Raw genomic sequence first — 14,067 nt, 5'->3', positions numbered from 1 at the left:
TACTAATTTTCGACTTTTACGATTGCCATTTTTCCGTTGTAAGGCGATTTCCCTTTTGCTTCTAATGCCTTAGTTGCTTCTTGTAACCCATCGAATTTCTCATAATAGATATAATACTTACTAGTTGTTATATTGTAAAAGAAATTAATATCTGTACGTCCCGCTGCAACTGCTTTAGTTAAGAATTCATCTCGTTTTTCAACGCTGCTGTGTACCGCAAGAATCATATAATAACCACTTTCAGTATTTTTAATATTCTTGATAATCTGCATATTCGACTGATCTTCTCCAAAATCAAAATCTGCTGCTGTCAATGGTGTGCTGCTCGGTTTCGTAGTTTCCTTAATACGTTTAAGAGCTGCTAAATCCTGAGCATATCTTCCCTGATCATTTTCGTATGCCGCACGTTTAATTCTACGTTTTTTCTCAATCTCAGTTTCAGCTTTAATACGCTCTAAGTCGGCTAGTAATGCTGCACCATCCTGTTCCATTTTTAACTGTGCTGCTTTTAATTGGTTTATCTTTTCAAGATAAGCTTTGTTTAAAGCATCATTTTTATTTGGAACTTTTTTCAGTCTTTCATTATATAAATTAGTCAGCTTAGCAATTTCATCTTTTTGAATTCTGCTTGCATCAGCTAATTGTGTTTTTAAAGCTTCTAACTGGCTGTTTTCCGCAGCAACACTCTTGAATGGTTTTGGTTCTTTGTAAATACCTTTTTCACTTAAATCATTCTCTTCTTTTAAGTCATTCAAGTCTTTTTGTTTATTGGCAACTGTTGATTTAAACTGATCTAATAAATCATTTTGTGTTTTTTCAGATGTTTCGATTGAAATTGTTAAGCTCTCGATTGCTTTTGCTGTCTCATCTTTAGCAGCTGCTGCAGCTCTTGCTGCTGCCGCTTCTGCATCGGCTTTTGCTTTTTCAGCAGCTAATGCAGCCTGACGTTCTTCTTCAGCTTTTAATTGTCTTGCTTCTTCTTCAGCTTTCAATCTTTCATTTGCTTCTGCATCCGCTTTGGCTTTTGCATCAGCTGCTAATTTTGCCTGTAAAGCTTCTGCATCGGCTTTTGCTTTCGCCTCTGCTGCAAGTTTCGCCTGAAGAGCCTCTGCATCAGCCTTAGCTTTTGCTTCTGCCGCTAATTTAGCCTGACGTGCTTCTTCATCTGCTTTCGCTTTTGCCTCTGCAGCTTGTTTTGCTTGTAATGCTTCTGCATCAGCTTTTGCTTTCGCATCAGCAGCAAGTTTCGCCTGAAGAGCTTCTGCGTCAGCCTTAGCTTTTGCTTCAGCCGCCAATTTAGCCTGAAGAGCCTCTGCATCAGCCTTAGCTTTTGCATCTGCCGCTAATTTAGCCTGGCGTGCTTCTTCATCTGCTTTCGCTTTTGCCTCTGCAGCTTGTTTTGCTTGTAATGCTTCTGCATCGGCTTTGGCTTTTGCATCTGCAGCAAGTTTCGCTTGAAGAGCCTCTGCATCAGCCTTAGCTTTTGCTTCAGCCGCTAATTTAGCCTGTAAAGCTTCTGCGTCAGCTTTTGCTTTTGCTTCTGTAGCAAGTTTCGCTTGAAGTGCTTCTGCATCAGCCTTAGCTTTTGCTTCAGCTGCTAACTTCGCCTGACGTGCTTCTTCATCTGCTTTCGCTTTTGCCTCTGCAGCTTGTTTTGCTTGTAATGCTTCTGCGTCAGCTTTTGCTTTTGCTTCTGCAGCTAGTTTCTCCTGAAGAGCCTCTGCGTCAGCCTTAGCTTTTGCTTCAGCCGCTAATTTAGCCTGTAAAGCTTCTGCATCGGCTTTTGCTTTCGCCTCTGCAGCAAGTTTCGCCTGAAGTGCTTCTGCGTCAGCCTTAGCTTTTGCTTCAGCTGCTAACTTAGCCTGACGTGCTTCTTCAGCTTCTCTTAATTGTTTTTCTTCTGCTTCGGCTTTTGCTTTTGCAGTTGCTTCAGCATCGGCTTTTACTCTTGCATCTGCAATTAGTTTAGCTTGTAAAGCTTCCATATCAGCTTTGGCTTTTGCTTCTGCTGCTAATCTTGCTTGTTCAGCTTCTGCATCGGCTTTTGCTTTTGCTTCTGCAGCTAATTTAGCCTGTCGTGCTTCTTCATCTGCTTTAGCCTTCGCCTCAGCTGCTTGTTTAGCTTGTAATGCCTCTGCATCGGCTTTTGCTTTTGCATCGGCAGCTAACTTAGCCTGAAGTGCTTCCGCATCAGCTTTCGCTTTTGCTTCAGCAGCCAATTTTGCTTGTGCTTCGGCATCAGCTTTCGCTTTTGCATCTGCAACTAATTTCGCTTGTAAAGCTTCTGCGTCTGCTTTGGCTTTTGCCTCTGCATCCAATTTCGCTTGTGCTTCTGCCTCGGCTTTTGCCTTAGCTTCTGCTGCTTGTTTTATTTTTAATGCTTCCGCATCGGCTTTTGCTTTTGCTTCTGCTGCAATTATTGCTTGTCTAGCTTCTGCATCGGCTTTGGCTTTTGCTTCCGCAGCTAATTTTTCTTTTAATGCAGCTTCTTCAGCAGCTTTTTCTTTTGCAGCAGCAGCAGCTTTCGCTCTGTTTGCAGCATCAATTGCTGCTTTAGTTTTAGCTTCTGCAGCCGCTTTGGCTTTTGCTTCGGCAGCTAATCTGGCCTGAAGTGCATCTGAATCTGCTTTGGCTTTTGCATCTGCAGCTAAGATTGACTGTAAATCTGCTTCTTCAGCTTTAGCTTTTGCATCGGCTTTACGCTTGGCTTCTGCAGCATCAGCTTTGGCTTTTGCATCTGCAGCTAATTTTATTTTTAATGCCTCGGCATCAGCTTTGGCTTTTTCGTCTGCCGCAAGTTTTGCTTTGGCTGCAGCTTCGGCATCAGCCTTGGCTTTTTCAGCAGCTAATTGTGCTTGTGTCTTTTGCGGAGCTGGTGCAGCCGGATTTTGTCCTGCTGCTTGTTTTGCTTTTGCTTCTGCATCGGCTTTTGCTTTTGCATCTGCAGCTAATTTTATTCTTAATGCTTCAGCATCAGCTCTTGATTTATCTGCTGCTAATTGTGCCGGTGTTTTTTGCACGGCTCCAGCTTGTTTGTTTGCTTGTGCTTGTGCTCTCGCAGCGGCGGCTGCATCTACTCTTGCTTTATTATCTGCTGCCAGTTTTATTCTGCGTGCTTCAGCATCGGCTCTTGCCTTATCAGCAGCTAATTGTGCTTGTGTTTTTTGTTCAGCGGCAACGGCTCTGTTTGCATTAGCTGTTTGTGCTCTTGCTGCAGCTGCGGCATCTGCTTTCGCTTTTGCATCTGCAGCTAATTTTATTTTAAGAGCTTCAGCATCTGCTTTAGCTTTATTGTCTGCTTCTAGTTTTGCTTTTTCTGCAGCTTCGGCATCTGCCTTAGCTTTCTCTGCAGCAGCAAGTCTTGCTTGTTTTGCTTCGGCGTCAGCTTTTGCTTTTGCTTCGGCAGCCAGTCTTGCTTTTTCAGCTCCATCTACTCGTGTGACCGGAGCTGCGTTTGTTTTTGGTTTTGCTATTACTGGTTTTGATGTAGTTCTTGATGGGTCTATTAATGCTCCTTCTTCATCATCTCCGTAATAGTAATTTCTGTTTTTGAATTTATAAGCAATTGCAAATTCATGAGAACCTCCCATGTTTGTAAAATTGCCCATTCCTCTTTCATAGTTATATTCAATTGCAATACTTGGCGAGATATTAACTCCTAATCCTGCAGAAACTCCGTATAAAGTATTGTAACCTGCCTGTGCCCAAACGCCTTGTTTTAATGAAAGCATGGCAAGCCCTGAAAGAACTGTTTTGTCTTTTTTAATTTCTGTTTTTACAATCCCTGAGAATTTGCTTTCTTCAAAAAATCCATAGCTGTCAATATATCCAGTGTACATGGCATGAAGTTCGATTGCTCTTTCGGGATCTTCTTTTACAACACCTGAGCCAAAGTTGTAAAGAATTAAATTGTTTACGGATAATCCGAAATCCAGAAATGCTGTTCCGTAGTTAATACCTGGGTTTACGGTAAGCATTGTATTTGAAGGATAATCTCCGTTTAAAATATCCGGATCATCAGATATAATTTTTCCTTTGTCTAAACCACTTTGATAAGCGCCAACATTTAAACCAAAAGTTAAGTTACTGTCCTGATCTAAAACAATGTTGTGTGCAAAATTGACAACACCTCCAAAAACGGTCATTAAACCATAATTTTGCTGAAAAAGACCAACTGCAAAAGCTTCATTTTCTCTGAATCTTCCTGAATAATTGGCTAAATACGTATTTGGTGCATTTTCAAACTGCACCCATTGTCTTTTATTATAGAAACTTGCATAAGCGTTTGTTTCGCGAACAAAACTAAATGCAGGGTTAATTAAATATCTATTAAACTTTAATGAATTTCTGATAGGTAATGAAAACGAAACAACTCCATTCTCGGTTTGGGTTTGAGAATAGAGTGCATTTGAAAAACCGTAAAATAAAGTTATGAATAGTAAAATTTTCTTCATATTATTTAATCACAGTAATTGATCCTTTTTTTTCACCTGTGTCTGCTTGAATGACATAGTAATAAACTGGATTTACATTTTTAAAATCTTTAATAAATGAATTAAGTTCCGGATCGTAGTTGCTTCCAACATCATCAAACATTACCTCTCCATTTGAACTTAAAATCATCAACTTTGTCGTTGCGGTTTTGTATATATCAGGAATATTCCAGTAAGGATAATTACCACTTAATTTTACTATATTAGGAATAACAGTAGTTTTTGCATCATTTTCAGAAGTAATTCTGAACGTAAATTCTTTTGAAGCAATACAACCTGATTCCTGTGAAATTTTTACTTTATAAAGACCTCTTACAGCTACCAAATAACTTCCTGTTGTTGCTCCGTTTATAGCGATTCCGTTTAAAAACCACTCAAATTTTGGAGTTGTCGCATCAGTTGTTACAGATACGTTTAGAGTCTCACCGTCTTTTAGTTGGTATTCATCAGCAACATCAATACTTGCTGCGAAACTATTGCTTTTTAAATCGATACTTCCTGTTGCTTTACATCCACCAAAATCAACCTCAACCGTATAAATTCCAGATTCAGTTGCAGTAATGCTTCGGGTTGTTGCTGCAAGTGCTACACCGTCTTTTTTCCAAGCATAACTGTTACCAGAAGTCGCTGTTAATACTGTTCCTGTACCGTTTGAACAAAATGGATTTCCTAAACTAGAATCTACCGTTACGGCCGATCCTCCAGTTGAAGAAACTACAGTGACACGATTCGAACTAAAGTTATCGTCATCACAGCCCCCATAATTGATCTGAGCGTAGTAAACACCAGGTGCATTTGCGACTAACGTTGTACCACTTTGTCCTGCGATTAAAACATCATCCTTGTACCATTTATACGTTAGACCAGGATAATTAGCAGGAGATGAAGGTGTATCAGAAGGCGTTGGATTGTCTACGGATAAGCTTATGCTTCCGCCTGAACAGATTGTTGCATTGGCTTCTCTGTTATTGATATAGAATTTGTCTGTAAAAATTCTGTAAAAAGCAGGAAACGAAGTCTGATTTTGAAAGTTTTTAAACCTTTGGCTATAAACGGGTGTTGCCGTATTACTCTTAACACGAAGGCTGTAAGTATTTGATCCTTTTAAATTTGTTGGAATTGCAAACTTAATGGTCTGCTGGCCTGTTGCAGGATCATCCACAAACGAAAGTTTTGTTGTAGCCGTTGGAGTTGTAAAACTTCCGAGGTCATCAGAAAGTTCTACTTCAAAAGTAGTTCCCGCCGGAAAATTTAAATAGCTGAATGTTGCGTTGTACTCATTAAAAGGCGTACCATTTACTATTAAACCCGCACAAATTCTATCAAAAGGAAGCTGCTGCCCAACAATTGCTGCTGTTTGAGCATAGGTATGCGATTTAGTAAAGAGAATTATACTAAATAAAAAGAAAACTTTAAAAAAAGATAAAGTAGTTTTTCGAATCATATAGTACGTGTTCTTGCTAAGTCTATACGCTCAAAAAACAAGATATCAATGAATGTTTCCGAAAAATCATATTTGTAGTTCTCGATGATGTCTTTTGCAAGAATCGAAGTAGAACTAAGCAATGAAGTTTCGTTGCATTCTGTAGATTGATTATCCTTATCAGCTGCCATAGTAAGGCTGTCCTTGGGGGTGGACAGCCCTACTATTAACTGATTAGAATTATCTAATTTGCTGATAGATTTATCAGCTGATTCGTTATTTTGATTTGCTTCAATTACCGTTGCTATTTTGCAGTCAGAATCAGCAGAAAACGTAGGTTTTGCTGAGTTTTGTGCATACAGACTTAACGAAATAGGAGAAACCAAAAATATTGTATATAACAAATATTTTTTCGTTGATAGAGCCATTATTCTGATCTTTATTTGGTCCTTTAGAGACGATACATAAATTGTGTCTGGGGACTTTATTAATAAAATTTACGCTTTGAAATAAAAATCGAAATCTATTTATCTATTGCCGCTAGAAGCTGTAATTTTTCCTAATTGTAATCTGTAATCTGGCTTTTTAGGGTTGAAAATATCAATGAATGTTTCTTTGTTATCACTTTGAGAGTAAACATTAAAGAAAACACTGTTTCCATACCAGCTTTCTAAATCTTCGTTGTTAGAGTTGTATTCTGTAAAGATGTTTCCTTTACATAAGTTGAAATACATTTCCTCAAATTTGATTTTTTTAAGGTTGGCATCATTAATTTCTATTTTGCTGTCTAATAATACTGCTGGGTTGAATCCAGAGATTACACTTCTTTTCATTTCAAGAGAAGCATTTTCTGCAACGTAAACAGCTTCTTTTACCAATCCTGCCTGAATATCAGCATTGATATTTTCACTATCGTTAAGCATTGTAATATTAGTAGCAACAACTAAAGTTTGTTTTTTAGTAAAGTCTGTTTCACTTTTCTTCTCATAAGATTTTACCTCCATACAACGAGATCCGTCTTTTGTACTAGAAAAGTAAGAAGATCTAACTGCTAATGAGTTGTAAAAACGACATTGAACTCCTTGAGTAAATTTGTAATCGTCGTTGATTGATTTATAAGAAACGAATTTTGTAGCGTTAACGTCTCCACCCATGAATCCAAATGAGTCACCACCAGCGTAGCTAACCATAATGTTTTCAAGAATAGTTTTGTTACCAACACCAGCAAGAGTTAAACCGTTGAAAGTATCAACACCTTTTACTTTTTTACCAGCAAACTCGATTCTAACATATCTTAAAATTCCAGAATTTGAAGCAGCGTTATCACCACCGTAAGTAGTTAAAGTTGGATCAAGGTCCATGTTGTAAGAACCAACATTTCCGAATTTATTGATTGGAGCATCTCCTAAAATAACTACTCCACCCCAGTCTCCAGCTTTTTTCTGGCTGCGGTTAGAAGTAAATACAATTGGATCTGTTTCAAGACCATCTGCAATAAGCTGTGCACCTTTTGTAACTACCAATGTTCCTTTTGTTTCGAAATCACCAATAATTAAAGTTCCTGGCTCAATTGTTAAAACTGCATTGTTCGTAACATAAACGTTCCCTTGCAAAACATAAATATTCCTTTTAAGCAACTTAGTATTAACAGAAATGTTTCCTGCTAAAATTTGGTTAGCTTCTCCATACTCTACTTTGTTAGGCTTAAATTCAGTCCAGTTATTCAACCAGTTCGTGTAGCCCATAATTCCTTTCTCTTGTTGAGCACTCATACTTGTTACTGTCAAAAGAACGCAGATCATTTGAGTAATTTTTTTCATGATAAAGGTGTGTATTAGGTTAATAATAAATTTGGGTATGCGTAAAATGACAAAACTCTTCTCGAATTTTTCTAATAATTTCAGAATAATCGAGAACGAGTTGTTGTTTTTGTTTCTTTCTCGAAATGTTCGCAGAAACTCATCTATCTACGCAAACACCTCAAAAAAGGTTTTAATATTTTTTAAATTTTTTACATTTCGTTCAATTCGTTGAACTCGTGTAAAGATTTTAATGTGTTTTCGTAAAACAAGATTGCTGCGATAAGGTTTCCTTTGTCAGAGTAAGGCATCATTTTTCTTTGAAACTCAACTGTAGTATCTAAGAAAGTTGTTGTACCGATTGCCTGTGCATCTAAGATTTTCTTGTGATCACCATCATCTGGAATACCTAAATCTGCCATCGTAACACCCGGTTTAGTAACCAAAGCAATGTAAGGGAGAGTTTTTACTAATACTTTAATTCGCTCAATGTATAATTCCAAAAGTTCTCCTTTCTGCATACCACTCAATTCTTTTTGATCATGGTATTTACGAATAAGAGCTGTTGTACTAATGATACTTCTTGGAGCATTTTTTGCCTGCGCCGAAACAGCTGCAGTTGTCATGATTAAAAATGCACTAAATAAAATAATTTTCCCTTTCATAAATTCTTGTATATAATTGGTTGTTGATGCAAACAAAAATATAGAAATTAACTTAAATTGCAACTTTATTGAATTTTTTTTTCAAAAAAAAAGCTTAAAAAAAGCTTAAAAACTCGCTTATCGTCGAGAAAATCTGCGTTTTGACGGGGTTTTTGTTAAATTTGTTAAAACAACAAACGTAAGATATTTTCTATAAAAAAGACTCTGATTTTCACTTTAAATAGCCAAAAAAACATTACGTTTGTCGTTTTTGGCAAAAAAATATTAACAAAAAAGTCTTGATATCTGCTAGCATGAAGTAATTTATTAACAAAAGTTAGTTAACAGAGAGCAAAATTTTCAGCAAAAAACAATCATAATCTCATAAATGAAATGCACCTCAATAATCTTTAATCTAAAATTTTTGACTACATCATTTTCTGCTATCTTTGCTTCATGCAATTTTCTCAAATTTTAGGTCAAGATTACATCAAAAGCCACTTAATAAAAAGTGCCTCTTCCGGGCGAATTCCGCATGCGCAATTATTCATTGGGCCTGAAGGAAGCGGTACATTGTCTACAGCAATTGCTTATGCACAGTATATTTTGTGCAACAATACCGGAAATGAAAACGAAAACGGAAATGATTCCTGTAATCTCAAATTCCAAAACATTTCGCATCCCGATCTGCATTTTATTTATCCAACCGTTACAACCGAAGATGTCAAAACCAAACCCAAAAGTTTAGACTTCATTCAGGATTGGCGCACCTTTATTCAGGAAATGCCCTACGGCGGATTATTTGACTGGTATAAAATTCTGGGTGTTCAAAATAAACAAGGCGAAATCAGGGTCGAAGATGCGCAGGAAGTTTTAAAGTCGCTTTCGCTTAAATCATACGAAGGCGGTTATAAAATCATGATTATCTGGATGGCCGATAAAATGAACATTGCAGCTTCAAACAAACTTTTGAAACTGTTGGAAGAACCTTCAGACAAAACAATGTTTATTCTCATTTCTGAAAACGAAGAAGATATTATACAAACTATACGTTCCCGCTGTCAGGTAATTCACTTTAACGGACTTCCGGAAAAGGTGATTGCAGATGCTCTTGTTTCTCAGGAAAACATCGATCCTAATATGGCGAAAAAAATTGCGCACCAGGCTCAGGGAAATTTTAATAAAGCACTCCATTTGCTAAAAGAGGATGACTCTGAATATCCATTTGAACAATGGTTTGTCAATTGGGTTCGTGCCGCTTTTAGAGCAAAAGGGAATGCCGCCGCCATTCAGGATTTAATTTCCTGGAGTGAAGAAATTGCAGGACTTGGCCGCGAAAGCCAAAAAAAATTCATTCAGTTTTGTATCGAAATGTTCAGACAGGCTCTTTTGCTAAATTATCAAACTCCGAGTTTGGTTTACATCGAGCCAAAAGTCGACAAGTTTAAACTCGAAAATTTTGCGCCTTTTGTAAACGGAAATAACATTCACGAAATTTTCAAAGAACTTTCAGATGCGATGTATCACATTGAAAGAAATGGAAATGCAAAAATAATCTTAACCGATTTATCTATAAAACTGACTCGTTTAATTCATAAAAAATAGTCCACAAATGAATAATGTTGCCTCTATTTTAATATTAGCATTTTTAGCTTTAACTTTTTTACAATCAGGCTACGAAAAAATTTTTTATTGGAAAGATAATGTAACCTGGCTCAAAGAACATTTTGCAAAAACACCGCTAAAAAATCAGGTTCCGCTTGCTTTACTTCATCTCTTAATTTTAGAATTAATTTCTGGAATTTTAAGCGTTGTTGGAGCAATTCAGTTATTAACAAACAGCGGTCGTGATTATGGTTTTTATGCCGGAATTTTTTCATGTATCAGCTTATTAATGATGCTTTTCGGACAACGATTAGCCAAAGATTACGATGGTGCAAGAACCATTGTTATTTATTTAATTCCTGCCGTAATGGTAGTTAACTGGCTGAATTGATCAGTCTCAATTTTTTAAGATAAGCCACTGATTTTAAATATTCAAGCAGATTTTTGATCCTTCTAATCTGTGATCCCGATAGCTATCGGGAGTGGCAGAAAAAACAAATTTTTATAATAAAAAAATGAATCCAAAACATCCTTCAGAATCCGTAACAATATTAACTGATTTAGTTTTACCAAGCGAAACAAATCCTTTAAACAATCTTTTTGGCGGCGAATTATTAGCCCGAATGGATCGTGCAGCAAGTATCGCCGCGCGCAGACATTCCCGCCGAATTGTGGTTACGGCATCTGTAAATCACGTTGCTTTCAACAGAGCAATTTCTCTTGGAAGCGTTGTTACTGTCGAAGCAAAAGTTTCAAGATCATTCAAAAGTTCGATGGAAGTTTTTATAGACGTTTGGGTAGAAGACCGCGAATCTGGAAACAGAACCAAAGCAAACGAAGCTATATATACTTTTGTTGCTGTAGATGATACCGGAAGACCCGTTGAAGTACCGGCAATTGTTCCTGAAACCGAATTAGAAATACAACGTTTTGATGCTGCTTTACGCCGTAAACAGTTAAGTTTAGTACTGGCAGGAAAATTAAAACCTTCTGACGCTACAGAATTAAAAGCTTTGTTTTTGTAATACAAATTGTTACAATTTGAAACAATTTAGAGCAATGAAACTTCAAAAAAAGAAGTATTTTTACACATTCTAGTTTGTCAAATAAAAATCAATAAGTTGTTTCCTTTTGATTTCTTTTGAAAGCTAAAAAAATAATTTAGATAATTTAAGAAAAGATGAGTTCAGACAAAGAAGCCAAATTAAAAGCGTTACAGCTAACGCTTGATAAACTTGACAAAACCTACGGAAAAGGAACCGTAATGAAAATGGGCGACAGAGCCATTGTAGAGGTAGAAACGATTTCTTCGGGTTCTCTTGGCGTTGATTTAGCTCTTGGAGTAAATGGTTATCCAAAAGGAAGAATTATTGAAATATACGGGCCGGAATCTTCTGGTAAAACAACACTGACACTACATGCTATTGCCGAAGCTCAAAAAGCCGGAGGTATTGCCGCATTTATCGATGCTGAGCATGCTTTTGACAGAAACTATGCTGAAAAATTAAATGTTGATATTGAGAACTTAATTATCTCTCAGCCGGACAATGGTGAGCAGGCCTTAGAAATTGCCGAAAACTTAATTCGTTCAGGAGCTATAGATATTGTTGTAATTGACTCGGTTGCGGCTTTAACTCCAAAAAGCGAAATCGAAGGCGAAATGGGAGATTCTAAAATGGGTCTTCATGCACGTTTAATGTCTCAGGCTTTAAGAAAATTAACCGGAACAATCAGTAAAACAAATTGCACCGTTTTCTTTATTAACCAGCTTCGTGAAAAAATTGGTGTAATGTTCGGAAACCCTGAAACGACAACCGGAGGTAACGCATTAAAATTCTACGCTTCGGTACGTTTAGATATTCGTCGTTCTGCTCAAATTAAAGACGGTGAAAACGTAATTGGAAACAGAACTAAAGTAAAAATCGTTAAAAATAAAGTGGCGCCGCCTTTTAAAACTGCTGAATTCGACATTATGTACGGAGAAGGAGTTTCTAAAACCGGTGAAATTCTTGACTTAGCGGTTGAGTTTGATATCGTTAAAAAAGCGGGATCTTGGTTTAGCTACGGAGACACAAAATTAGGACAAGGTCGTGATGCTGTAAAAGCATTAATTAAAGATAATCCTGAATTAGCCGAAGAATTAGAGGAAAAAATTAAAGCGCATATGAAAGAATTAGCTGATGCTTAAATTCTTTTTAAAAGTTTTATAATCAATACTTTATAACACAAACCCGAAAGTTTTTTATACTTTCGGGTTTTTTATTTGAAAAAAAATTAAAAAAATAACGCAACCTTTTTGTAACAATTTCATCTATACAGTAGACATAATGTTTAATTGGTATTAGCCATAAATACTTAATTCAACATTTTTTTTATAATAAATTTGGTTGGTTGATTCAATAAAAGTCCGTTAGTTTCGCATGGTTCTAACGGGTTTTTACTGATTTTGAAAAAATTATCTATTAAAAAAATTGCGTTTTATTTCATAGAAATAATTCACCGATAAGCTTTTTGAATATAAACGGGGGTTTTTATTTCAAAAGAAAACCCGGCAAGAGTAAAATCTTGTCGGGTTTGTTATTTTAGTTTATTTCTTATTTTAAATCTTTCTTTTGAAAATCGAGTAAACCGTTATAAATCAACTCTCTTACCCTATCTCTAAGCTCTTTTCTGTGATCGCTTGTTAAGCCGCTTGTTTCCACAAAGGGCAGAATTTTTCCCCGCATTTTTCCGGGACTTCCGCTAAAAAAAGTATACGAAAAACGTTCTTTATTATCAGCAAAAACAATTGGTACAATCGGAATTTGATGGTCTATGGCAAGTCTAAAAGCTCCATCTTTAAAATCGTCCAATAAAATCGATTCATCATCGGGAACTCCGCCTTCAGGAAAAATACAAATGCTTAAACCTTGATTTAAACGATTTTGAGCTCTTTTAAAAACTTCATTTTTACTTTTCGAAGAATTTCTGTCAACTAAAATACAGGTTCTTTTGTAGAAAAATCCAAATAACGGAATTTTCACAAGTTCCTTTTTCCCAACAAAAACAAAAGGATTTTTTATAATTGCCAGCATCAGCATAATATCTGTCATTGAAGTATGATTGGCAACAATCATGTAGCTTTTATTTTTGATAAGCTTTTGTTCCTTCTTGACCTTGTAATAAAAACCCATGCCAAAAAGGATAAATTTAGCCCAAATGCGGGCCATTTTAAAGAAATAGGGATATCCTCTTTCCGAGATAATAGAAATCAGTAAAAACGGCAGCATAATCAATATCGGAATTGCCATTAAAATGTAAAACCAAATGCGCCAGATAATCCAAAAAACAATCTTAAATATTTTCATAATTTCAAAAGTACTAAAACCCAAATGAATTTTATAAAGATTTTTTAATGCTCACCCTTAACCTTCTTTACGCGAAGGTTATAAAGTTTTTTCGCAAAAGAAAGAAGGTAATTTTATTTTAGGAGTTGCTTTGCAATGAGTTCTCAAAGCTTTTTCTATAAATTATTTATGACTCTTCTTATTCCATTTTTTAGGAGACTTTCATTGAAATTTATAAGTAAGCCAAGTTTATAATTCCCTAGTTTTAAATAGGTTAATGTTTGTGCTAAATGATTAACTGAGAGGGATTCTACCGTTTTAATTTCAACTAGGAATTTCTTTTCTACAAGCAAATCAATTCGGTATCCACAATCAAGATTAACTTCTTCAAAAACTAATGGCAGCGCTTTCTCTTTTTCTACAAATAGCCCTCGCTTCGAAATTTTATAAAACAAACATTCTTTGTAAACATTCTCTAATAAACCTGGTCCAAGTTTTTTATGAATTTCTATAGCAAGGCCAATTATAATATTTGATATTTCGTTTTCTGTCATAATCAAAAACGATAAAATTATAAATATTTTCTTATAAATTAAATATAAAGTCAAAACCAAATTTTTTAAAGTTAATTCCTAGATAGCCAAAGCTTTGAGAACTCATTGCAAAGCAAATCTTAAAAAACTTCGTGTTCTTTGCGAAAAACCTTTGCGCCCTTAGCGTTAAAAAAACCAAACGAAATTCTCAAAAATTTCCCTAAAACCTTTGCAAACTTTGCGG

The 14,067-nt window shown here is 36.1% G+C and carries 11 protein-coding genes; 4 read left to right on the top strand and 7 right to left on the bottom strand.

Annotated elements, in window-relative coordinates:
• Positions 1-2: 2 nt before the first annotated feature.
• From BUC29_RS08245 to BUC29_RS08225, 5 genes are all read right to left on the bottom strand, one after another.
• Positions 3-4,454, bottom strand: coding sequence for a PorP/SprF family type IX secretion system membrane protein (locus BUC29_RS08245; protein ID WP_073415214.1), 4,452 nt, complete (start codon positions 4,452-4,454; stop codon positions 3-5).
• Position 4,455: 1 nt separating this feature from the next.
• Positions 4,456-5,937 (bottom strand): gliding motility protein SprC, encoded by a 1,482-nt coding sequence (gene sprC / locus BUC29_RS08240; RefSeq protein ID WP_073415212.1) that lies wholly within the window; start codon positions 5,935-5,937, stop codon positions 4,456-4,458.
• Positions 5,934-6,344, bottom strand: coding sequence for a hypothetical protein (locus BUC29_RS08235; protein WP_073415210.1), 411 nt, complete (start codon positions 6,342-6,344; stop codon positions 5,934-5,936). Before BUC29_RS08235 ends, sprC begins: the two co-directional genes overlap by 4 nt.
• A gap of 99 nt (positions 6,345-6,443) precedes the next feature.
• Entirely contained in the window at positions 6,444-7,736 is a 1,293-nt protein-coding gene (locus tag BUC29_RS08230) for a hypothetical protein (protein WP_073415208.1), read from the bottom strand.
• A gap of 191 nt (positions 7,737-7,927) precedes the next feature.
• The gene (locus BUC29_RS08225; protein ID WP_073415206.1) at positions 7,928-8,380 is read right to left on the bottom strand and encodes a hypothetical protein; all 453 of its coding nucleotides are present in this window, start codon (positions 8,378-8,380) and stop codon (positions 7,928-7,930) included.
• A 435-nt stretch (positions 8,381-8,815) separates the two neighbouring features.
• Here BUC29_RS08225 and BUC29_RS08220 point away from each other — a divergent pair, with 435 nt between their 5' ends.
• From BUC29_RS08220 to recA, 4 genes are all read left to right on the top strand, one after another.
• Complete coding sequence (locus BUC29_RS08220) at positions 8,816-9,964, top strand: DNA polymerase III subunit (protein ID WP_073415204.1); 1,149 nt, start codon at positions 8,816-8,818, stop codon at positions 9,962-9,964.
• Between the two features lie 7 nt (positions 9,965-9,971).
• A complete protein-coding gene (locus tag BUC29_RS08215; RefSeq protein ID WP_073415202.1) occupies positions 9,972-10,355 on the top strand; it encodes a DoxX family protein in 384 nt (127 codons plus the stop codon).
• Between the two features lie 124 nt (positions 10,356-10,479).
• Positions 10,480-10,989: an acyl-CoA thioesterase gene (locus BUC29_RS08210; protein ID WP_073415973.1), complete on the top strand. Its 510-nt coding sequence runs from the start codon at positions 10,480-10,482 to the stop codon at positions 10,987-10,989.
• A 155-nt stretch (positions 10,990-11,144) separates the two neighbouring features.
• Positions 11,145-12,152: a recombinase RecA gene (gene recA / locus BUC29_RS08205; protein WP_073415200.1), complete on the top strand. Its 1,008-nt coding sequence runs from the start codon at positions 11,145-11,147 to the stop codon at positions 12,150-12,152.
• A 406-nt stretch (positions 12,153-12,558) separates the two neighbouring features.
• Here the strand turns inward: recA and BUC29_RS08200 are convergent, their stop codons facing one another.
• Complete coding sequence (locus BUC29_RS08200) at positions 12,559-13,311, bottom strand: lysophospholipid acyltransferase family protein (RefSeq protein ID WP_073415198.1); 753 nt, start codon at positions 13,309-13,311, stop codon at positions 12,559-12,561.
• Between the two features lie 155 nt (positions 13,312-13,466).
• Positions 13,467-13,844 (bottom strand): GxxExxY protein, encoded by a 378-nt coding sequence (locus tag BUC29_RS08195; protein WP_073415196.1) that lies wholly within the window; start codon positions 13,842-13,844, stop codon positions 13,467-13,469.
• Positions 13,845-14,067: the final 223 nt, after the last annotated feature.

The sequence above is a fragment of the Flavobacterium defluvii genome (assembly GCF_900129555.1).
Taxonomy (GTDB): domain Bacteria; phylum Bacteroidota; class Bacteroidia; order Flavobacteriales; family Flavobacteriaceae; genus Flavobacterium; species Flavobacterium defluvii.
Note: the sequence above shows the minus strand (reverse complement) of the source record. Positions and strands in the feature narration are given on the sequence as shown.